Raw genomic sequence first — 20,061 nt, 5'->3', positions numbered from 1 at the left:
AGGTTGTTCGGGCTGTAGCGCAGCTTGGTAGCGCACCTGACTGGGGGTCAGGGGGTCGCAGGTTCAAATCCTGTCAGCCCGACCAGAGAAATAGCAGGTCAGGGGCCGTTTCCGCTTGATGCGGAAGCGGCCTCTTCCTCGTTCTCACCCCCTTGTGCGTGCACTGTGCGTGCAGCGGCCCTCCTAGGCGGCACCAGAGCAGCCGCAGCATTCGCCGCGTCGTGCTCGGTGGACTGCAGCAGGTGGGAGTAGACGTCAGCTGTGACGGCGGTCGAGGAGTGACCCAGTCGCTTCGACACCACAGCGAGCGGTGTGCCGGCGGCGAGCTGCAGCGAGGCCTGCTGGTGCCGCTGCCCGTGGAACGTCATCTCAGGCAGACCAGCGCTCTTGCGGATCTTCTGGAAAAGGCGGGTGACGTACTGCAGCTTGAGCGGCCGGCCGTCCTCCATGGTGAACACGTGGCGGGAGTCGACGTACGCCTCGCCCCAGCTGGCCTTCTCGGCAGCCTGAGCGATCTGCCACGCGACCAGCGCGCCGACCGCCCGGTCGTCGAGGGCTACGCGGCGACGTCCGGCGTCGGTCTTGGTCGTCTCACGCCGCACCCGGATCTCCCGGCGCGGGAGGTCGACGTCGTCCCAGAGGAGTCCGCAGATCTCCGCCCGCCGGGCGCCCGTGAAGATCGCGAGCTCGAATAGGGCACCGAGGCGGTGCTCGCCGGCGACGTCGAGGAAGTGACCGACCTGCTCCGGCTCCCACGGCTGGAAGGCGTCCTTCTCGATTGCTGGGAGCTCGAGCAGGCGGGCTGGTGTCTCCTCGATGAGTTCGTCTCGCACGGCGGACGTCATGGCCCCCTGGATGACCGCGACGATGCGGCGCACGGTCGTGGGGCCGCGGTCGGCGGCGACGAGCTCGTCGATGAACGACTGCACGTGGCCGCGGCGAATGTCGCGGATACGCATGCGGCCGAGGAACGAGGGCCCGATGTCGTGGGCTGCGTAGCGGCGGTAGTTGTCCAGCGTGGCCGGCGCGAGCGGCTTGCCGCCCTTCGGTCCGATCTTTGAGCGGCGCTCAAGCCACTTCTCGAGGTACTCGGCGAGCGTCTCCCTCGTCGGCGCGAGGTACCTGCCCTGGTCGATCTTCACTGCGGCGGCGTTGCGCGCCTGCTGCGCCTCGCGCTTCGTGCCATAGGTGCCGCCGTTGACCTGGCGACGCTTCTTCGTGACTGGGTCGAAGCCGGCGCTCAGGCGGAACGACCAGCGTCCGTGCTTGGCGTCCTCGAGCATCATCGGGCAAGCCTTCGCCCGCTGCTGGGCGGTGGGTGAGTCGGGAAGGGGGCTGTACTGCCGGCCCTCATCTGTGCGGCAGCCGCACCGGCGGAACAGACTCATGCTGTGCCTCCGAGAGCGCGATAGCGAGCTTCGACCTCGTCCATGAACCCGAGCTTCGAGATCTCCTCGTTGCCCTCGAAGGTGATCCGCTCGTCTGCTCGTGCGATGTCGAATGCCGCATAGTGCATCGAGTCCTCGAGCAATAGCTCGGCCACGCGTTCGACGGCATCCGCGTACGCCTGCTGGGAAGCACGCAGCTGTTGGGCGACGTGGCCGCCGTGTCGCAGCAACTGGAGCAGCAACACTGAGCCCTGAGCGCCTGGCGGCAGGAGAAGCTCGATGAGCGGGACGCCGAAGACTTTGGCGAAAGAGATGGCCTCGTCCACGGTGATGTCACGTCTCGCTGTCGCATTCTCAATGCGGGAGATCGCCGACTGAGGGATTGGGCAGCCTGCAGCCGCCATCTCGGCCGCGAGCCGATCTTGGCTCCAGCCGCGGCTCTGACGCAACGCGGTGACGCGGTCAGCTAGATGACGCTCCGCGCCGAACTCTTCGACAAGATGCGCGAGCTCATCGACTGACTTGGGGGTGCGGGCCACTTCAACTCCTTCATCCGAATGGGATGAGGTTACACCGCGTTTTGGGTGGACGGCAACCGTTTCGGGGAGCCATCCTGAATCGAGTCGGATCGTACCCCTGGAGGATTGAATGGAACGCTTGATGGGTACCGCGGAGGTCGCGGACCTCCTTGGCGTCTCCCCGGAAGCACTTCGCGTGTGGCGTCACCGGGGGGAGGGGCCACGGGCGTTCAAGTACGCGCGGCGCGTGATGTACCGAGCCGCTGACGTCGAGCAGTGGCTCGAGACTAAGGCTGTACCCGGTCCCGTCGAGTCGGAGTCTGCGTGAGCGCGATGACACGCGCCGAGCTTGAGCACCTCTGCGCCACTGACCTCACCACCGACCTCGTGACCGCCGGCCGCGCCTATGGCATGTCGAGGAACTTGGCCTACGCCGGAGCGCGCCAGGGGAGCTTCCCCGTGCCCGTGCTTCGGGTCGGATCCAAGTACCGCGTTCGCACGGCCCACCTTGCCGCGGACCTGCTCCAGACAGACGAAACCGCTGAAGACGCCACCTCGACGGCTACAACGACCACCCCCTTCGGCCCAAAGGACGGGGGTCACGATGAGCTCAACCCGCTCCGCGTCGACTGACGACAACCTCCCCACGGCACGTGTCACCGCCAACCATGGCCCCGTCGTGATGGTTGCTTGCCCGATCTGCGCCAGCACGCACGTGCACATCTGGCGTTTGGGCGACGACCTCGCGCCTGTACGGCCCGCGCACTGCGCGCCCCATCGGCTCTACCGACTCGCAGCACGAGAGCTCCCTGCCGCATGAACCCTCAGAATCGGACCGCAGCGTTCATCGCTCTGTGCTTGCTCGAGCAGCCCAACCGGATCGTGCAGGACGCCCTTGCCGGTGCCACAGCCGCCCACTGGCGGAAGCGGGCGGACCGTCTCGACGCCGCCCGCCCGAAGCCCGGCGACTACTTCGGCAAGCGCTGGGGCCGACTCGACCACATCCCCGACGACCCACACATCCTCGAACTCGACCGCAGACTCGCCACCCTGGCTGAGGTCTACAGGATGCGCGCGTACGTCTGCGACGTGAATGAGATCAGCCCGACGCTCGTGGACGAGATCGCGCGCCACCTCGGAGCGGAGGCCGCCGCGTGACCGCACAACCGATGCCCGGCCCCTGGGACGGCGTCGACCCCGACCACCACTCTGAACCACCCGTGGACCCGTGGGCAGGGGACGTCCCTCCGGAAGATGGCGACGAGGCAGCGGTGCGTCGCATCGTCCTCACGCCCGCCTCCGCGATCAAACCGCGCCGCGTCGCCTGGTGCTGGGACGGCCGCATCGCCCTCGGAACGCTCGCACTACTCGCCGGCCCCGAAGGCCGCGGCAAGTCCACCCTCTCCGCCTGGATCACCGCCCGCATCACCCGCGGCGACCTCCCCGGCGAACACCTAGGCCGAGGCAAAGCCGTCCTGATCTGCGCGGCCGAAGACTCCTGGGAACACACCATCGTGCCACGCCTCATGGCCGCCGACGCAGACCTCGACCAGGTGTTCCGAGTCGACGTCCGCACCGCCGACGACATCGCTGTCGGCCTCAGCCTCCCCAGAGACCTCCACGCCCTCGAACGCGCCGCGGCCGACACCGGCGCCGCCCTCCTCATCCTGGACCCCCTCATGTCCCGCATCAGCGAGAACCTCGACACTCACCGCGACGGCGACGTCCGCCGAGCCCTCGAACCGCTCGTCGCCATCGCCGACCGAGCCCACCTATCCATCCTCGGCCTCATCCACCACAACAAGTCCGGCAGCGCCGACCCCCTCCAGCTCGTCATGGCCTCCAAAGCCTTCACCGCCGTCGCCCGCTCCGTCCACTCCGTCATCGACGACCCCGACGACGAAGACGGCCAACGCCGCCTCTTCGGCACCCCCAAGAACAACCTCGGCCGCGGCGACCTCCCCACCCTCGGCTTCACCGTCGCCGGACACCCCATCGAAACCGACGACGGCACCGCATGGACCGGACGCCTGCACTGGACCGGCGAAGTCGACGGCACCATCGCCGAAGCCATGCGACGCGCCGGAACAGACCCCGACGACCGTTCAGCAGCCACCGAAGCTGGCACCTGGCTCACCGACTACCTCGAAGGCAGCGGCGGCACCGCCCGCAGCGCCGACATCAAAAAGCACGGCGCCGCAGCGGGCCACAGTCAAGACGCACTCAAGCGTGCTCGCCGCAGGCTCAAACTCACCACCGAGAACGTCGGCTTCCCCCGAGTCACCTACTGGTCGCTCCCCGGAACCCAGTTGGAGCACCAGTCGGAGCAACCGCCTAGGGGAGACGCTCCAACTGCACTAACTGCACCAACTGGAAGCGCAGGCCCGCAGTTGGAGCAGTCGGAGCGGTCGGAGCAAGGCGCCGAGACAGCTGCTCCAACAGACGCACCCATTGCAAAGGAGACACCTCGATGAACGCCCGTAGCCGACCAGTCACCGCCCGGCAAGCACAGCGCCAGACCATCGACCGAATCCTCGCGAGAGCTCGTGAGCGGAGGTCCCGAGGTCGGCGACCTCTTGAGTCCGGAGACCAGTTGAGTGGGGATGGTCGTCGTGACTGAGCGGAGCCCACTGGGCGAGCAGTGTCCGGCGACGTCGAAGCGGACAGGGGAGCGGTGTCAGCTGCGCGTCATCGGTGGTGGCCCATGTCGATGGCATGGCGGCAACGCGCCGCAGGTGCGTGCTGCTCGGGAAGCGCGGATCTTCGCGGCAGAGGCCCTGGCTGCTGAGCGGCTTGAGGTGGGCCCAGTGCCTGACGTCGGTGCCGTGCTTGAGCTGGCGATGGGCGATGCCCACCTGATCAAGGAGCGGCTCATGGAGCAACTGGTCGGGGAAGGCTACTCGAACGTGGCGGCCCAGCGCGCGGCGTCTGAGGCGATCGATCGTGCTTCACGGACTGCCAAAGCCTATGCGGACGCGGGGGTGGACGAGCGTCGCGCTCGAGTCGCGGAGAGCCAGGTGCGGTTGGCTGAGTCTCAGGGGCAGTTGTTGGCGCGGGTGGTGCAGATCGTGCTGGCTGGGTTGCAGCTTACGGCGGAGCAGCAGGCCTTGGTTCCGACGGTGGTGCCGGCAGCGTTTCGCGAGATCGGGCGCCAACAGGATGTTGCTGCCATCGAGGGCAGGACTGCGGAGTGAGGGCGCTGGGTGCACACACAGTGCACGCACTGGGCGCATCGTCGCAGGTCAGCGGCTGGCCTCTTGACTCATGGACAGGGGCAGCTCCGTGAGCGCCACCTCCCAGGTAGTCGTCGCCCGCGCCCTCGGTCTGCTGACGACCGCGCTTGAGGCGTCGTCGCAGGCAGCCGCTGTGCAGGCCGTTCGGACGGCTGCCGTCGACCTCGAGGCCGAGCAGGCGCGACGCGTAGCCGCCTATCTCGCCGTGCAGCTGGTGTGGCGGCGCATGCCGCAGCGGTCTCGGGCTGCGATGCGGGAGTGGGTCGAGCAGGAGTGGGTGCGGGTTATGCAGTCGCCCGTCGTCGTCTCAGCGGGCTCGATCCAGCAGGGAGGTGTCGACGATGGGGCGTGAGTGTGCTGCCTGGTCACGGCTGTTCGGCGAGAGCCTTCGCCAATTGGTCGGTCCGTCCGCGGACCTCCATCGACAAGTTGCCGAACTCGTCCGTTCCGTCGCGCGGCGCATCTGCCCTGGGCGCTTCGGCGGCAAGAAGCAGAAGATCCTCACAGGCTTCCATCAAATCGATGATGTCTTGGCGGAGTCGAGGCGTCAGGAGCGCAAGTTCGTGGCCGGATCGACGAAGAGGGTCGAGCGCCGATGTGGTGGCGTCGAACCAGGAGCGAGCGGTTTCGACATCGGTCCACTCGTTGCGGGAGCTGGCCTTGATGGTGACGATCAAGAACGCGTTGACGTCGGCGAGAAACGAGGCCGCGATAGTGGAGCGTCGAGACCGGCGGGCTTGTCTGCCCCCCAACCACTGCACCCCGAAGCCGCCGAGCAGGGCAAGCACACCACCACCGAGCCCGGCCAGGAGTGTCTCGCTCATTGCATCGCCACGCCGGCTGCGGCGCCCGCGACGGAGACGAGCAGGTCGCGGCTGAATCCACCAAGTGCGTCGAGCGCCTTGCGGGCCTTGGCCTTCTCGACCGGGTCGGAGCCGTGCTCTGCGAGCTCCTGGAGCGTGATGAGCAGACGGTCTGCAATCGTTTCGGGCGACGGCCACTGGCCGCTGAGGGTGAGAGCCTCCCGTGACACGTTGGTGACCCACAGGACTCCTGCGTCTTCGAAGTCGTTCGAGATGGTCGCTTCGATGAGCCCTGCTCGATGCAGGTTGAGCAAGGCCGCTCGAGTCTCATCTTCGCTGACGTGTGCCTCGCCGGCGATCTCTTGGTATCCGGGCGGTCGCGTGTTGCCGTCCATGAGCGCCACCGTTGTGCGGAGCACGGGCAGGTCTCGGGCGTGCCAGGTGTCGTGCAGTGGTTCGGTCATGGCGGCTCCTTTGGGTTTGGGTTGGGGTGGACGGTAGTGGTCGGCGGCGACAGTGTGGCCGAATTCGGCGCGCAGCTCCTGGAGCGGTTCGTTGCGCATCATGTGGTGGGGCCGGTGTTGGGGTTGCTGCTGGACGAGATTCATCGGCGGGGAGCGCTTGGGGAGGCGGCCCGGGCGTTGGTTCCTCGAGCGTTTGACTCGTGTCCGCGTCCGTCCGAGGTGCTGGAGGTCGAGGCGTGGGTGTCGCTGTTCAGGGCGTCGGGCTTCTCGCGCGACTGGCGGCCCGCGCCTCGTCCCGACGGGGCGCGGCGGCTCTTCCGTGGAGCGACGCCGGCCGGCGTAGCGGGCATGTGCTGGTCGACGGACGTGGCGGTTGCGCGCTGGTATGCCGCGAAACGTCCGGGCGGGATGGTGGTGTCGGCAGAGGTCGAGCCGGAGCGTCAGCTCGCAGAGCTTGGGCTTGACTGGGAGCGGTTGGTTGTCGTCGATCCGATCGGGTTGGACGTCGAGGTGATCGAGCCGCGGGTTGAGTTGCTGGTCGCGGAGCGCGAGGCGTTGGCCCGACGCCTGGGAGTGTGGACGTGAGGGCGCGCGTGGCCGGGTGGTTGCGTCGCCGTGCCGATCAGCTCGATGCACCGGCGTGCGCCGAGCCAGGGCTCGAGGAGCCGTTGCAGGTCGCCCTGCGGATGGTGATCGCAGCGACGCGTGAGCATGACCCTGGTCAGTCGCTGATGGCCGCTCACGGGGTGCTTTCGCGGACGACCGACCGGGTGGCGATGCGTGCGGCACTGCATCTCGCGGTGATCGCCGCAGCCACGGGTGGAACGTCGAGAGAGGCACTTCGCCGGTCTCTTACCCGTCTGCTGACCGATGAGGTGTGGGCGGAGCTCGTGGCGGCTCTGGAGGGCGGCAGCGATGAGTGAGGCCACTCGATTCGCGGTGGTGTCGCCCTACCTTGCGAACTGGCTGCTGTCGCAGGTGCCAGCCGAGGCGTGGCGGAGAGCGGTCGAAGGGGGGCGGCTGTCCGGCAGTGAGGTGACGGTGCGGGATCTGGTTCAAGGGCGTGCTCAGTTGCAGGCGGCTGCGGAGCAGTGGCGGTCGGTCTTGGAGGGCGGCGGCGGAAGTAGTTTCGCTGCCGAAACCGAGGGCGCGAAACACGGTCCTGATGAGAGACGGTCTGTGTGTTCTCCTCTGGAACCGGCGAGTACGGGTTGGGTTGGCAGCTCGCAGGCTGGCCGGCTCTTGGGGGCATCGCCGCAGTGGGCCGGGAGGCTTGCCAAGCAGGGTGTCCTCAAGGGCCGGCTAGAAGGAGGGCGATGGCTGATCGAGAAGGACTCGGTCGTCGAGTATCTCCACAGGAAGGGTCGGCAGGCCGGATGAGCAGCAGAGCTGAGAACGACGCGCAGCGGGCACGGATCTTCGGTCGTGTGCGTGACATGCGGGAGTCGGGGGGCCAACGGGACGTGGCGGACTTTCGCCGCATCGGGCTTTCCGAGGCTGATGCGAAGCGGGCTGCTCTTTCCCTGGCTCGCGGGACGTACGGCAGCTTCCGGGAGGCGGGGCTGGCCCGCAGCATGTTCGGATCCTCGAGGGTCCGGTTCGACCTGTTGAACGTGGTCGAGCAGGAGCGGGCGAAGCTCGATTCGTCGACAGAAGGTGCCCGATGACTGCTCAGGACCGTGCTGCAGTCGGGGACCGTGTTCGTTCGCTCCTGGCGTCGCGGGAGTCATGGGAGAGGGCGGCGGAGGACGGTCGTCTCGCTCTCGCAGCCACTCGCGCCGAGATGGGATCTGCGGTCGTTGACGATCCGTCCCAAGCGGAGAGCTACGCGGAAAAGATCGCCAGTCTGTCGTACGCCGTGGAGGTCGCTGACGCTGCAGCGGAGGCTGTCGCCCCGAAGGTGCTGGCGGCTCGCCGGCACGTCCTTCGACTAGAGGCGGATCACTACGACGACACGGCAGCAGCCGCGCGAGCTGTGCTCGCAAAGCACCAGGAGAAGACGAACGGCCTGTTGCAGCGTCTTGCGGCTCATGAAGGTGAGTTCGCGCCCGCGTTCGAAGAACAGCGCAGTGAGTTCACTGGGGAGATTCGTCGACTCAAGAAGCCGATGGTGTCAGACCGTTTGACGCTTCCGGTGAAGATCGCAGAGCTGCGAGCGCGTTCCTTGCGCATGCTGCTGGCCGGTGAGGATCCGCGGCCCCTCGTTCGTTCGCAGGCGTCGATCCAGGATGGTTCCGTCTTCGGACTGCCGGAGCGTGAGTTTTGGCCAGACTGCCTGGTTGGCGAGTCGGCTGTCTGGTCAGTCGAAGCGGCGCTAGCTTCCAGTCCCTTGAGCCAGGGAGTCTGACGTGCGTGGCCGGTATGCGCCGATGCGGGTCATCGGTGTGGAGCGGGACGAGGTAGACCGCGTCTCGCAGGTGCTGCTGCGGATGACGGGTGATGGCGGCACTCCGACCCTCGAGGAGCTCTTCAGCGACGCCGTCGTCGACGACGGTGCCCCAGAGATGGCCTTCGTTCTCGCGGGGATGGCGTCGGCGGCGGTCTCTGAACTTTCGCGACTCTCCGGACAGCCAGAGGCTGCCGTCGTTGGTGCGCTTCGCGCCCGAATCATCCTCGGCGCGTGCAGGCCTACGGAAGGAGCTGCTCGTGGCTGACCGGTCCGTCAGGGTCGTTCTGACGCTCGATGCTGGGCAGTACAAGACCGCCTTGCAGCAGGCGTCCCGCGACACTGTCGCGCTGGGTTCGCAGGGACAGCGGTCGGGATTCCAGATCCGCAACGCGATGCAGGTCGCAGCCGGGTCGGTCGCGACGGTCGGCATCGCGAAGCTCGTCAAGGACTCGGTGCAGCTGGAGGCCGCGTACTCGCGGACCATGCGTCAGGTCGCGCAGCAGACGAAGGCGCCCAAGGCTGCGATGTCCGAATTGGACGACTTGGCGATGAAGCTCGGTGCTGACACGGTGTTCTCTGCTCAGGAGTCCGCGTCGGCGATGCTCGAGCTGGCGAAGGGTGGTCTGTCGCCGGCGCAGATCCAGGCTGGCGCGTTGAAGAACTCGCTCACCCTGGCGGCGGCGGGCAGCCTGGACCTGGACGTGGCGGCGAACTCGGTCGTCAACACGATGGGCGCGTTCCGGTTGGAGGCGTCGCAGACCGACGAGGCGGTGTCGGCTCTCGCGGGCGCCGCGAACGCCTCGAGCGCGGACGTCTCGGACATCACGCAGGCGCTCGCTCAGGCCGGCACGGAGGCCAACTCGGCGGGCCTGTCAGTGCAGGAGACCACGGGCATCCTGGCGGCGTTTTCGAACGCGGGCATCCAGGGTTCGGACGCGGGCACGTCGCTGCGGACGATGTTGACGCGTCTGGTGCCGCAGACGAAGGAACAGGCTCAGGCGATGGCCGAGCTGGGTCTGACGTTCACCGACAGTAACGGCGAGTTCGTGTCCGCGACGCAGATCGCCGAGCGGCTGCAGCGGACTTTCGGTGGCATGTCCGCGAAGGAGCGGACGGCCGCGTTGACGACCATCTTTGGTGCTGATGCCCGCCGCGCGGCGAACGTCCTCATCCAGGAGGGCGCCGAGGGGCTTGAGGGCTACATTCGGCAGACGTCGGACCTGGGCGCGGCGCAGCGTCTCGCGGACGCGTCGATGTCGGGCACTTCGGGAGCGCTCGAGAACCTTTCCGGGCAGATTGAGACCGCGAAGATCCAGTTCGGCAAGGGTCTGGCGCCCGCGATCGTTGAGGTCGCGGACCGGCTCTCGGATGTGGCCGCCGACGGCGACTTCGAGGAGTGGGGTCGCAAGGCAGGGGACGCTGCGGTCTGGCTCGTTGACACGCTCGGACCGGCCGCGGAGTCCACCCTGCCCGCTGTCGCCACGACGATGGGCATCGCAGCCGACGCAGCTGAAGCCCTCGCCCCAGCGATCAAGGCCGTAGCCGATGCGTTCAACGCGATGCCGGAGTGGGCTCAGACCGCCCTCGTGACCGGGGCGTTCGCGCGCTACGCCGTGCCGAAGGTCCTGCCGGGAGCCGCCGGCGCTGCAGCCGCCGGAGCCGGCGCCAGCGCCGCCGGGTCGGCCGCAGGAGGCGCAGCGCGAGGGACGGCACTGGGCGCCGTCTCCAAGACCGCACTGGGCCGGTCCGCCGGGGTGATCGGCATCGCCGGCATCCTGGGCGAGATCTACAACGACAAGCTCCTCGAGTCCCTGCCGAAGCGGTACGAGGATCTGCGCCAGTCGGCGATGACGGCGAACGAGAAGCAGCGCGAGACGCTCGAGCTCCGCAATCAGATCTTCGGTGAGGACCTCGGCGGTGGTGGAGGCACCCGCGGAGCGTTGTGGCAGTTCGAGGACCTCGGTGAGCGGACCAGGCTCGCCTCCGCTGGCCTGGGGAAGTACGCCGACGAACTGATCAAGCTGCCGGCCGAAGTCACGACCAGGATCGCCACGCCAGGCGCCGTGAAGTCGATCGAGGACGTGGTCGCCCTATCACGGCAGTACGGTCTGACGCCCGAAGAGGTCGAGACGATCATGCGGGCGAAGGACTTCGCCACGCGCGACATCCAAGAGGCCGTCGGCTACCTCTACTCCGTCGACGGCGACTCGGCCACGCTCAAGGTCGACGCGAACACGCAAGCCGCGCGGCAGGCCATCGGCGGGCTGCTGTCCTTCGCGAACAGCCTGCCCGGGATCAGCATCCCCATCCAGCCGGCCGCAGCCACCGGCGGAGTCGTGCCGCAGGGGTACGCATCCGGTGGCGTGGTGCCCGGGCGGCCCCCGTCGAACCCGATGCTGGACAACGTCATCGCGCGAGGCCCCGCCGGGAAGACGCTCATGGTGCGTTCCGGTGAGTGGATCATCAACGAACGCTCCTCGCGCGAGAACGACCAGTGGCTGGCCGCAATCAACGCTGGCCTCAACCTGTCGGACCTGCTGGGCGACGTCCCCGGGTTCGCGTCGGGTGGACAGGTCGACGCGGTCTCCTCGCTCGAGCTGACCCGGCTGCGGATCCGAATGCGGGACCTGCAGCGGTCGTTGAACGAGCGGGAGAAGTACGGCAAGAAACCGAAGGGCAAGGACACCCGCCCGACGCGGTACGTGCTGCGTGGCCTGGACCGGGTTGAGGCGCGGCAGGATCTGATCGAGACCCGCCGCGAGTACGCGGGCACGCTGCGCGCGTCGCGGGATGCCCGCCGCCGTGGCATGAGCCCGGACCAGTACAACGAGTACCGCGACAACCGCGCCGAGCAGCGCCGCCAGCTGCGCGAGGACCGCCGCCAGGCGACCGACTCGTTCATCAGCAGCAACACGTCAATCGAGGGACTGTCCACGCCTGAGCAGGTGGAGCGGGCGTTGGACCGGTCGATCGCGGACATGGCGACGCTGACGAGTCTGCTGTTCCAGTTGAAGAAGCGTGGCGCGGCCCCGTGGCTGCTGCAGCAGCTGCAGGCGGCCGGCCCGTCGAAGTCGGCGATCAAGCTGGCCCGGCACTACCTGTCCGACGCGAACGCGTTGCGGCGCGTGAACGCCCAGGTCGCGACCCTGCAGGGGGTGGCTGGCGCCTACGGCCAGTTGACGACTGACCCAGCGTGGATGGCCGCCCGGGGCTGGTCGGGGAATCTGTCGGCCGCGCAGCGTCAGCAGGTCACGAAGCTCGAGCAGACGGTCACGATGAAGTTCGACGAGACGTCCCTGGCTCGCGAGGTCGCCCGCCTGGTCCAGCACAACCTGGACGCCGGCCAGCAGAAGGTGGGGGTGCTCGGATGACGGCCTACGGTCTCGGGCACTACGGCATCGGCCTCTACGGGATCGCGGTTCGTGAGCGATTCAACGACAGCAACCGAAGGGCGGGTCGCGGATGAGCACGGTTCGCGCTCAGTCGTCGATAACACCGACGCCTTCATCACCGATCGCTTCGATGAAGAGTCGAGCTAGGTGGCGCCAGTCGGCTTCAATCGCCCGCTCATCTGAGTGAATCTCCACGGCATCCTGAAGCGTGATGCCTTCCATGGGCGAGTAGGCGATCCACCAACCGCGCTGCGAGCCGTCCCAGGCCGCGAACGCCATCTGCCTGTTGGCGGACTTGCTGAGTCCACCCCAGATGAAGTCGCCGGGAAAAGGACCCGAGATCCCTCGAAAGTTGTTGGCTTTGGGCCATGCGCTCCAGGCACGGTTGAAGGCGAATGCGAACTTCATCTTGTCGGACGACACTGCGTCGACGCCCTCGAGCAGCACCCCGAGAGCGAGCCCGATGACGACGTGCTTCCGCTGAGCGTCGCGAGATGGGGGCATGAGTCGATCGTAGGGTTCGGACCCGACAATTCGTCAGATCTTCGCTCTAGCCTGGACCAGTGAGCCAGTATCCGTGTGCAATCACCCCTGGCGCCGAGGACAAGTCCGGCGCGGTGCGTCTTGGGGTCCGATGGATCCTGCGGCAACTGCGAGAACTCGGTGGGGAGATCTTGCTCGACGTTCCGAACGCCTATGTGTTGAGCGAATGGCAGGGGATCTCCGCTCTAGCGAAGATGCCGAATGTCAGAGTTTCGAAGCGTGGGCGCGGTTTCCCGAACGGACCGGTGCTGGCCGTGTGGCCCACGGCGGAGGCTTTCACAGAGCTCTTGTCGCACGATCGCGACATCCGAGCGATGTGCCTGCTGCCCTGGCAGGCCCCCACGTCGCCATTGCCGTGGGTGACGGCATGGGCGAACGGATCCAAGGCGGAACTGCTGGGAGAGGCGTTCGTGCCGTCCGGAAACGTAGGCCTAGACAGAACGGTCAGAGCTGGCTTGGAGAGTCTCGTCGGCAATCTAGGTGGAACGCTGGGCTACGGCATGGTGAAGTCCACCATCAAGATCCTGGCCGATGCGCGCCTCGTGCTGCCGCCTGAGCAAGTGCGGGCCCACATGTTGGAGAAGGGATGCCGTCCAGAGGACGCAGCTGAGGCGTACAAGCTCTGCCAGCGCGTCGCCGCGGGAGTGAAGCTGCGGTGGCCCGAGGTCGGCCGAATGGACCCCGCGATACTTCGAGAGTGGTCGCAGCGGAATCGGATTTGACCAAGGTGCCGGCTGCGCCTCGTAGAGGAAGAGTCGGTGGGACTCCGTAGGTTGCCGCCATGGCCCGCCAACGACTCAGCCCCGACCGGCACCTCGAGATCCGGCTCACGACCGCCGCGCGTCGCCTCGCTCGTGAAGGCGTCGACCGAGAGTCGGCTGTCGCGGAGCTCCGCGAGATCGCTCAGGGACGGACGGACATCCTCGCGGAAGCGTGCGGGATGGCCCTGGGAGGCTTTCTGGCACACCCGGGCATTCAGCAGCCACGGGACCTGCACGCCCCGGCGCTCCTGTTTGAAGCTGGCGCTGACCCCGACCTTGCGACGCAGCGTGCTGAAGCGACCTGGAACTTCGGCCGTAGCGCCCACCACACCACGTCGACCACGGGCGGCCTGCCCAACGGCGGAGTCTGGCGCTAGGGGTCGGCCACTCCGCCACTCCTTGGGAGTTATGTTAATCGCACGGGCTGCCGAATGATGGCGGAAATGGACTGGGATGCTGTGACGAAACACGCCCGCGCGTCACAGCCCCAACGGCACGGGTGCGCGCTAGAGTGTGAGTCGAGGACTCTCCAACAGTCCTCGAGGCGGAGGAACTGTGAGTACAAAGGCGTCGAACCTGACCAACGCGACGATCGCGAACTACGCGGAGCGCGTCGGTCAAGTCTACGAGGTCTACGACGAGGATGGCCGCGCTGACCTCGATGCTCTGCTGAAGAAGCTCGGCGGCACGGTCGAGTACGAGAGTGACGGCGAGTCCTTGCACGTGGACAAGGTGGGTCGCTTTACCGTCTTCATCCCTCGATTCACCTCGCAGCGCCGAGACCGGTTTACGATCGCGCATGAACTTGGGCACTATTTTCTGCATTACGTCGTGGCGAAGGAAGCTGCCAGCAAAGCTTTCGCACGTGGAGGCAGGAATAGGGCGGAAACCGAGGCGAACGTCTTTGCATCGGCTCTGCTCATGCCGGCCAATGAGTTCCGTCGTGCCTTTCATGAGTTCGGCGGAGACGCGTGGGCGTTGGCGGAGCGTTTTGAGGTTTCCCCCGCTGCTGCGGAGGTGCGGGCCCAGGTGTTGGGTCTGTGACGGCCGCTGCGGGTCAGTCGACGTTGTTCCTGTCCTGCGACCTGACTGGGTCGACGCACTTCAAACAGCAAGCATCTGCCCGCGATCGAGACCCTTGGCAGAAGGTCTTCCTTCAGTTCTATAGGGAGTTCCCCCAGGAACTTCGCTCCGCGCAAACCCGCCAGAAGACCACAAACCTGACGTTCCATCTATGGAAGCCGGTTGGGGATGAGTTGATCTTTACGTGCGACGTTTCGCGAGAACAGGACATCCACGACGCCATCATCACTTGGCTGGATGCCATGGCTGGATACTCGACCAACAGCCTTGACGATACGACGCTCGGCACAAAAGGTGGGGCGTTCATCGCGACTTTTCCGGGGCCCGACAGCATGTCGACTATCCCGAGAAATCCCGGGAGTGAGACCTCGGGAAAAGATGTCGTAATGCTGAATCAGGAAGCTCTCCGCGGACACCGTAGGCATACGAAGTTTCTGTACGACTACTTCGGGCCGAGTATCGACACCGGCTTCAGAGTCTTCAGCAAGTGCGATGAGCGATACTTCACCATGTCGGTGGAAGTGTCCTTTGCCCTTGCTTGTTTCGAAAAAACTCCCGGACCCCAAGCGGAGTACAGGCTGCCTCCGATGCGACTTCTACATTCGGATGGTCTCAAGGGGGTGTGGCGCAACCAGAGGTACCCGGTGTTCGCGCTCGACCTTGAACACGACTCGCCAGTTCACAAGGCGTTTGCTCCGTTCGACGATCCCGCCACGGCTCTCGAGCAAATTCACGAGCTTTGCGAAGCGTGCTACACAAGCCCTCAGTGGCCTTTTAAACTCTACCTCCCGGAATCGGGCAACGGCCACTTCACAGGAAAGCCGATCGACCCCCTGCAGGGTTATCTGGACCGGCTGGAGTACGAGGATCGCGGGGAGAGCCCCCCGGAGGACGACGGCGTCGTGACCGTACCGGTTGACGAGCTGCCAACTGCGCAGTCTTCGAGCCCCGCGGTGGGGTCGGGCGCTATCGCGGTTCAGGAAAGTTCTCCGGAGTGAGCCCGCCCTTCGGCATCTGCAGCTTGATTCTGGTCTCGCCGGCTCGGTGCGCGTTCCAGGCGTAGATGACGAGAGCGAGGGCTTCGGTCTCGTTGACCCTGCCGCCGGAGACGCGCATCTTGATGACGCGGTTGCGAAGGACGGCGACGGGGGAGTTGCTCGGGACGCCGTCTCCGTCTGCGATGCGGGCGAGGAAGGCGAGGAGCCGGTCGAACGGACCCCCCCCGCCTCGCCACACCCCTGACCTGCTAGTCGAGCCAGTCGTCTCCCCAGACAGACATCGGATGCAGTCCAAGCATCTTGATCGCGAGGGTGTCAGCAGTGCGGAAAGACAGATGCCCTCGGACGATGCCGCGGTTCAACGTCCGCTCCAGACGAACCCGGTCGAGGTCCGGCTCCCGCTCGAGACAGGCCCCGATGCCGCCTCGTGCCGCAATTCGCGCGACGAGAGGACCGACAGGGAGCTGCCCCCTTCCCGTTGCGGACGTCTCGGTCGCCTGGACGCTCATCGTGCGGCCCGCATGGCGACCCCGACCGCGTCCCGGATCGCATCGATGATCCGCTGCCCGTCTCCGGGTCGCAGCAGCACTGATCGTCCGTCGATGTCGAACTCAAGCTCCGCCGCGGCCCTCCGCTCGTGCTGCAAGAGCACTACCGCGAGCGACCCGCCCTCGAGCCCGTCCAGCACCGTTCGCATGCCCTCATGAGGCCGGTCGGCGAGAGTGACACCGTCGCCGTGCACGAGGCACCAGAACGGGCACGTCAACGCGCTCACGACACTGTCCTGGCGTAGGCGCGGTCGAGGATCTTGAAGCGCTTCTCGAGGTCGGTCGTCGAGGCGACGAGCGTGGCCTCCTCTTCGGTCAAGTGCTCCTGGGCGGCGAGGCGGTACTCGAGGAACGCCAGCAGGGGCGCCGGCGGCTCACCGCTGCGGTCGCCGCGATGCCAGGCGAGCGCCGCCTTGAGCTCGTCGATCGTAAAGTCGGCGAAGGGGTCCGACGGCGTCGACGGCTTCCCCACCGTCGCGTCGTCGTGCTGTCGGGTGTTGCGGGTACGGTCCTTCATGGATCCGTCCTCCTTCTAGTGCAAGGTTGGTTGGGTCAAGGCCTCGCCGTTGTGCTGGAACACGCGGCGGGGCCGTCCTGCGTTTAGTACTTCCCACCTCCGTTCGAACGCTGCTTCTGGTCCGCGGTCAGGAAAATGGATGGCTGGGATGCAGCGCCACCCCGACGCTGCGCCTCACGCTTCTGGATCGTGGAGCGGTGGACCGGCTTCTCGGTGCCAGCTGCCGGCGTGTTGGTGGCTCGCATGTAGCGGTCGAGGTCGGCGCGGAGGATCCACCAGGAGCGGCCGTGCTTGGCTGCGGGCAGGACGCCGTCGCGGCACCGCTTGCGGATCGTGAACGCGGACTCACGAGTGATGGCCGCAACTTCCTCAACGGTGAGACGTTCCGGCAAGTCGGTCATTCCTCCGCCCCCACCCGAGCGTGGATCGGCGCAAGCCCGCGATCCGCTCGGATCTGGTCTTCAAGTTCGGCGACTGTGAAGCGTGAGGTCGGCGACCACGCCGCCTCGGCCTGTTCGCGCGGAGTCATGCGCGAGATGGCGAAGGACGCAGCTGCGAGCACTTCGCCGGCGGCGTCGATCGCAGCCTGGGAGGGTCTTCCGTTGACCATGTTGCTCCTTCGTGTGCGTGCAGTTGTGTGTGCACACTGCCTTGGACGGGCTGGTACTCGATGGGAGAGGCCTTCTCGCCAACCACTGGTAACGCAGCAAATCGGTGAGCATCTGACCCTCGATGGGACGGCCTGGGATGCGGGGCAAGTTTCTGGGGGTCAGGGGGTCGCAGGTTCAAATCCTGTCAGCCCGACCGTGTGATGTCTCGGGACATCGGGAACCTCCGAACCCTCAGGGGTTCGGAGGTTCCATCGTTCTCTGGGCTGGTCGTCGTGCCCGGCATCGACGCCGAGGTCGTGCAGCGGCCACCGTGAGACGGCGAAGCGTGGGGGCGGGTCCACGCCGGTCCGCCGCGGTGTCAGGGTCTGGTCGGGCGGCGACGCGGCGAGAAGCGCATCGCGGGATCGATGAGCCGGTCAGCGGGACCCAGCCAGGAGTACGCCAGGAGGCAGGGGGACTGACGTCCGGTCGTGATGCGGTGCTCGTGGCCCGCCTCGTTGAGGATCAGGGACCCGGGTGCGTGCACGGCACCGTCGTTCTCCGACCACTCGCCGGCTATCGCCACGTACGACTCCTGGATGCCGCGGTGGTGGTGCTGCGGGTAGACGGCCTCGGGCGCGAACAGCACGAGCCCGAGGACGATGCGGTCGGTCACGACCGGCCCTCGCGGTCCGACGATCTCGCAGTACCCGTACTTCTTCGCCAGGCCGCGCGGCACCTTCTCGTAGCCGTGCTCCCAGGTCAGCCGATCGGAGATCCTGCGGATGGAGTCGCTGAGAGTGCTCAAGTCACCCCGGGACCCCAGGTCCAGCGCCCGCCCGAGGTGGTTCACGACGGGGAGCCGCGCGGGTTCGCGGTCGATGACCTCCGGGTTGTCCTCGAAGACGTCGGCGATGGTCTCCCGCACGCGGCGCATGTGGCTGCGGATCGGACGGCTGCCGCCCGCGGACCCGAACCGGTAGAGGGCGTCGAAGTCGCCGATGGTGTAGAGGAGGTCGGGATGATCGCGCAGGCGGGGACTGGACATACGTGTTCCTCCGGTCAGCCGAGACGGGGCACGACGGCGGTCCGTCTCGTCCTCATCTGCTGGATCACGATCCTCCGTGTGGCCACGACGACTCCTCCGTTCCATCCCCGGGCGGTGCCCACCTGCGTCTGTGCTTCGGTCGGCCCACCACCTCGGTCAGTCTGCACCGTGCGGGTCGGCCGATCAAACCAGGCCTCGCAGGGCTCGCGGTCAGTCGTGCGGGGCCGCGACCTGGACCCACGGGTCCGTGCTGCGTGGCACTGACGCGGCTCGCGGTCGCGCTCGCGAGCGTCTCGAGGCGGCCCGCCGTCCGATCTCACCGCTGTGCCGAGATGTCCCCGAGGCGCGACGCGGCGACACCTGCATCCTGACCGTGGACACCGGCGCGAGGGGATGGCGTTACGGAGTTCCGGGCGCGACGCCACGGAGATCTTCCGGTCCGGAGGGAGCCGCGTCCGTGGCGGCGATGGTGAGACCACGCGGCCCGTCCGGGCCGCGTACCTCCACCTCGTGTACAGGAGTCATCATGACCGTTTCCCGTACGTTTGCGGTCGGCCTGGTCGCCGCCGTCCTCTGCTCGCTCGTCGGGACCGCCTCCGTGGCGAACGCCGCCGAGACGAAGACCGCCCAGGCGACGGCATCCGCAGCGCCGGCGCCCGTCCGGCATCCCGAGATCGTCGTCAGCGCGCAGACCGGCGTCGGCCAGCGCGGCTTCGTCGTGCGCAACCAGGGCAACACGACGATCCCGGCCGGCACGCAGTTCACCTTCCACTCGAACCGCGCGGTCGGGATCGGGCTGTTCGGCGACCCGCAGATCCAGGAGGACTGGGCCATCGGCGTCCTCGGATCGGGCTACGACGGCGACGTGTACCTCAAGGAGCCGCTGCTGCCCGGGCAGAGCAGGACCTTCCTGCTCTCGACGGTCGAGGTCTCGGCCTTCAGCCAGTGGAGCTTCGAGCTGTCCGACCCGCGGACGGCGGCGCTGGACACGAACTACGCCAACAACAAGGCCGGCATCCGCTGCGCCCTCGTCGTCCTGGGGCTGCCCGCCTGCAGCATCTCCTGACCCCGAGGCCGCTCTCGGCTGGCGAGGCTCCCGGACCACAGGGTCCGGGAGCCTCGTCACGTGCGCGCCGGGGGACGCCGCCGTCGGGGTGGTTCAGCGCAGTGCCGCTCCGTGCAGGAACAGGTCGGCGACGCCGTCCGCGTAGGTCGGAGGATCGACGTCGGGGTGGGCCTGGAGGTGGGCGATCATGCCGTCGATCAGGGCCTGGTAGCTCGAGGCGAGCGTGCTGAGGTCGCCGGCGCGGATCGTGCCGTCGCGCTGCCCGCGGGCGAGCAGCGCGGCGTGGTCGGCGTGGACCTCTTCGTAGTCGAGCAGGGTGATGCGACGGCGCCCGTCGGGCGTCCGGAGGTTGTGCACGATCTCGTCGAGCGCCCGGAGCTCCCGCTGGTGCGTCCGGGTGAACAGCGCCGTGCGGGCGAAGACCGCGCGGACCACCTCGGGCACCGGCGCGCCGAGGTCGACGTCGGAGACGAGTGCCGCCCGCAGGCGTCCGGCGAGGTGGGTGACCGCGTGCTGCATGACGTCGTCACGGTCGTCGAAGTAGTGCCACAGCAGCCCCTTCGACACGCCTGCCCGTCGCGTGATCTCGGTGAGCGTGGCGTTCGCGTAGCCGAGCTCAGCGACCACGGCCGTGGCAGCCTCGACGATCTCCTCTCGCCGTTCGGCGGGCGTCCGCCGGCGGCTGCGCGTCGGAGAGCTCTCTGAGGTGGGGGGCACGGG

28 protein-coding genes and 1 tRNA gene are annotated in these 20,061 nt (G+C 67.3%); 19 read left to right on the top strand and 10 right to left on the bottom strand.

What is annotated here, in order from left to right; genetic code table 11:
• The first annotated feature begins 8 nt into the window (after positions 1-8).
• Positions 9-85: transfer RNA gene (locus NH339_RS04115), tRNA-Pro, on the top strand.
• 13 nt (positions 86-98) lie between these two features.
• Here the strand turns inward: NH339_RS04115 and xerC are convergent.
• Together xerC and NH339_RS04105 are read right to left on the bottom strand one after the other, a co-directional pair.
• Positions 99-1,286, bottom strand: coding sequence for a tyrosine recombinase XerC (xerC, locus tag NH339_RS04110; protein WP_253022824.1), 1,188 nt, complete (start codon positions 1,284-1,286; stop codon positions 99-101).
• Positions 1,287-1,384: 98 nt separating this feature from the next.
• Positions 1,385-1,927, bottom strand: a complete 543-nt coding sequence (locus NH339_RS04105; protein ID WP_253022822.1) for a helix-turn-helix domain-containing protein — start codon at positions 1,925-1,927, stop codon at positions 1,385-1,387.
• A gap of 109 nt (positions 1,928-2,036) precedes the next feature.
• Between NH339_RS04105 and NH339_RS18990 the strand changes: the two genes are divergently transcribed.
• From NH339_RS18990 to NH339_RS04080, 6 genes are all read left to right on the top strand, one after another.
• Positions 2,037-2,234 carry a helix-turn-helix transcriptional regulator gene (locus tag NH339_RS18990; protein WP_374208193.1) on the top strand — a complete coding sequence of 66 codons (198 nt, stop codon included), beginning with the start codon at positions 2,037-2,039 and terminating at the stop codon, positions 2,232-2,234.
• Positions 2,235-2,239: 5 nt separating this feature from the next.
• Positions 2,240-2,539: a hypothetical protein gene (locus NH339_RS04100; RefSeq protein ID WP_253022820.1), complete on the top strand. Its 300-nt coding sequence runs from the start codon at positions 2,240-2,242 to the stop codon at positions 2,537-2,539.
• A gap of 225 nt (positions 2,540-2,764) precedes the next feature.
• A complete protein-coding gene (locus tag NH339_RS04095) occupies positions 2,765-3,064 on the top strand; it encodes a hypothetical protein (protein ID WP_253022818.1) in 300 nt (99 codons plus the stop codon).
• A 113-nt stretch (positions 3,065-3,177) separates the two neighbouring features.
• Positions 3,178-4,380 carry an AAA family ATPase gene (locus NH339_RS04090; RefSeq protein ID WP_253022816.1) on the top strand — a complete coding sequence of 401 codons (1,203 nt, stop codon included), beginning with the start codon at positions 3,178-3,180 and terminating at the stop codon, positions 4,378-4,380.
• A 138-nt stretch (positions 4,381-4,518) separates the two neighbouring features.
• Positions 4,519-5,100 carry a hypothetical protein gene (locus NH339_RS04085; RefSeq protein WP_253022814.1) on the top strand — a complete coding sequence of 194 codons (582 nt, stop codon included), beginning with the start codon at positions 4,519-4,521 and terminating at the stop codon, positions 5,098-5,100.
• An 88-nt stretch (positions 5,101-5,188) separates the two neighbouring features.
• Positions 5,189-5,491 (top strand): hypothetical protein, encoded by a 303-nt coding sequence (locus NH339_RS04080; RefSeq protein ID WP_253022812.1) that lies wholly within the window; start codon positions 5,189-5,191, stop codon positions 5,489-5,491.
• A 13-nt stretch (positions 5,492-5,504) separates the two neighbouring features.
• Here NH339_RS04080 and NH339_RS04075 read toward each other — a convergent pair whose 3' ends face one another.
• Entirely contained in the window at positions 5,505-5,963 is a 459-nt protein-coding gene (locus NH339_RS04075; RefSeq protein ID WP_253022809.1) for a hypothetical protein, read from the bottom strand.
• Complete coding sequence (locus tag NH339_RS04070; RefSeq protein ID WP_253022807.1) at positions 5,960-6,406, bottom strand: DUF4423 domain-containing protein; 447 nt, start codon at positions 6,404-6,406, stop codon at positions 5,960-5,962. The genes NH339_RS04075 and NH339_RS04070 overlap by 4 nt, the downstream gene beginning before the upstream one ends.
• 36 nt (positions 6,407-6,442) lie before the next feature.
• On the opposite strand from NH339_RS04070, the gene NH339_RS04065 reads away from it, so the two are divergent.
• Genes NH339_RS04065 through NH339_RS04040 form a run of 7 tightly spaced genes read left to right on the top strand, consistent with a single transcriptional unit; the run spans position 6,443 to position 12,166 of the window.
• Entirely contained in the window at positions 6,443-6,991 is a 549-nt protein-coding gene (locus NH339_RS04065) for a hypothetical protein (RefSeq protein WP_253022805.1), read from the top strand.
• On the top strand, positions 6,988-7,329 hold the full coding sequence (locus NH339_RS04060) for a hypothetical protein (protein WP_253022803.1): 342 nt from the start codon (positions 6,988-6,990) through the stop codon (positions 7,327-7,329). Before NH339_RS04065 ends, NH339_RS04060 begins: the two co-directional genes overlap by 4 nt.
• On the top strand, positions 7,277-7,786 hold the full coding sequence (locus tag NH339_RS18985; protein ID WP_374208191.1) for a helix-turn-helix domain-containing protein: 510 nt from the start codon (positions 7,277-7,279) through the stop codon (positions 7,784-7,786). Before NH339_RS04060 ends, NH339_RS18985 begins: the two co-directional genes overlap by 53 nt.
• Entirely contained in the window at positions 7,783-8,073 is a 291-nt protein-coding gene (locus tag NH339_RS04055) for a hypothetical protein (RefSeq protein ID WP_253022801.1), read from the top strand. Before NH339_RS18985 ends, NH339_RS04055 begins: the two co-directional genes overlap by 4 nt.
• The gene (locus NH339_RS04050) at positions 8,070-8,753 is read left to right on the top strand and encodes a hypothetical protein (protein ID WP_253022799.1); all 684 of its coding nucleotides are present in this window, start codon (positions 8,070-8,072) and stop codon (positions 8,751-8,753) included. The genes NH339_RS04055 and NH339_RS04050 overlap by 4 nt, the downstream gene beginning before the upstream one ends.
• 22 nt (positions 8,754-8,775) lie before the next feature.
• Positions 8,776-9,060, top strand: coding sequence for a hypothetical protein (locus tag NH339_RS04045; protein ID WP_253022797.1), 285 nt, complete (start codon positions 8,776-8,778; stop codon positions 9,058-9,060).
• Positions 9,053-12,166 carry a phage tail tape measure protein gene (locus tag NH339_RS04040; RefSeq protein WP_253022795.1) on the top strand — a complete coding sequence of 1,038 codons (3,114 nt, stop codon included), beginning with the start codon at positions 9,053-9,055 and terminating at the stop codon, positions 12,164-12,166. The genes NH339_RS04045 and NH339_RS04040 overlap by 8 nt, the downstream gene beginning before the upstream one ends.
• A 108-nt stretch (positions 12,167-12,274) precedes the next feature.
• On the opposite strand, the gene NH339_RS04035 is transcribed toward NH339_RS04040, so the two are convergent.
• On the bottom strand, positions 12,275-12,691 hold the full coding sequence (locus NH339_RS04035; RefSeq protein WP_253022793.1) for a hypothetical protein: 417 nt from the start codon (positions 12,689-12,691) through the stop codon (positions 12,275-12,277).
• Between the two features lie 59 nt (positions 12,692-12,750).
• Between NH339_RS04035 and NH339_RS04030 the strand changes: the two genes are divergently transcribed.
• The 4 genes from NH339_RS04030 (at position 12,751) to NH339_RS04015 (ending at position 15,572) form a co-directional block, all read left to right on the top strand.
• On the top strand, positions 12,751-13,452 hold the full coding sequence (locus NH339_RS04030; RefSeq protein ID WP_253022791.1) for a hypothetical protein: 702 nt from the start codon (positions 12,751-12,753) through the stop codon (positions 13,450-13,452).
• 59 nt (positions 13,453-13,511) lie between these two features.
• Positions 13,512-13,868, top strand: a complete 357-nt coding sequence (locus NH339_RS04025) for a hypothetical protein (protein WP_253022789.1) — start codon at positions 13,512-13,514, stop codon at positions 13,866-13,868.
• Positions 13,869-14,046: 178 nt separating this feature from the next.
• A complete protein-coding gene (locus NH339_RS04020) occupies positions 14,047-14,535 on the top strand; it encodes an ImmA/IrrE family metallo-endopeptidase (RefSeq protein WP_253022786.1) in 489 nt (162 codons plus the stop codon).
• Positions 14,532-15,572 (top strand): hypothetical protein, encoded by a 1,041-nt coding sequence (locus tag NH339_RS04015; protein ID WP_253022784.1) that lies wholly within the window; start codon positions 14,532-14,534, stop codon positions 15,570-15,572. The genes NH339_RS04020 and NH339_RS04015 overlap by 4 nt, the downstream gene beginning before the upstream one ends.
• A 505-nt stretch (positions 15,573-16,077) precedes the next feature.
• On the opposite strand, the gene NH339_RS04010 is transcribed toward NH339_RS04015, so the two are convergent.
• The 4 genes from NH339_RS04010 to NH339_RS03995 form a co-directional block, all read right to left on the bottom strand.
• Entirely contained in the window at positions 16,078-16,347 is a 270-nt protein-coding gene (locus NH339_RS04010) for a hypothetical protein (protein WP_253022782.1), read from the bottom strand.
• Entirely contained in the window at positions 16,344-16,637 is a 294-nt protein-coding gene (locus NH339_RS04005) for a hypothetical protein (RefSeq protein ID WP_253022780.1), read from the bottom strand. The genes NH339_RS04010 and NH339_RS04005 overlap by 4 nt, the downstream gene beginning before the upstream one ends.
• 83 nt (positions 16,638-16,720) lie before the next feature.
• On the bottom strand, positions 16,721-17,038 hold the full coding sequence (locus NH339_RS04000) for a helix-turn-helix domain-containing protein (protein WP_253022778.1): 318 nt from the start codon (positions 17,036-17,038) through the stop codon (positions 16,721-16,723).
• 568 nt (positions 17,039-17,606) lie between these two features.
• On the bottom strand, positions 17,607-18,275 hold the full coding sequence (locus tag NH339_RS03995; protein ID WP_253022776.1) for a dimethylsulfonioproprionate lyase family protein: 669 nt from the start codon (positions 18,273-18,275) through the stop codon (positions 17,607-17,609).
• Positions 18,276-18,801: 526 nt separating this feature from the next.
• Between NH339_RS03995 and NH339_RS03990 the strand changes: the two genes are divergently transcribed.
• On the top strand, positions 18,802-19,341 hold the full coding sequence (locus NH339_RS03990) for a hypothetical protein (protein WP_253022774.1): 540 nt from the start codon (positions 18,802-18,804) through the stop codon (positions 19,339-19,341).
• A gap of 93 nt (positions 19,342-19,434) precedes the next feature.
• Here the strand turns inward: NH339_RS03990 and NH339_RS03985 are convergent, their stop codons facing one another.
• Entirely contained in the window at positions 19,435-20,058 is a 624-nt protein-coding gene (locus NH339_RS03985) for a TetR/AcrR family transcriptional regulator (protein ID WP_253022772.1), read from the bottom strand.
• Between the last annotated feature and the right edge of the window lie 3 nt (positions 20,059-20,061).

This window comes from Aeromicrobium sp. CnD17-E (assembly GCF_024124745.1).
GTDB lineage: Bacteria > Actinomycetota > Actinomycetes > Propionibacteriales > Nocardioidaceae > Aeromicrobium.
Note: the sequence above shows the minus strand (reverse complement) of the source record. Positions and strands in the feature narration are given on the sequence as shown.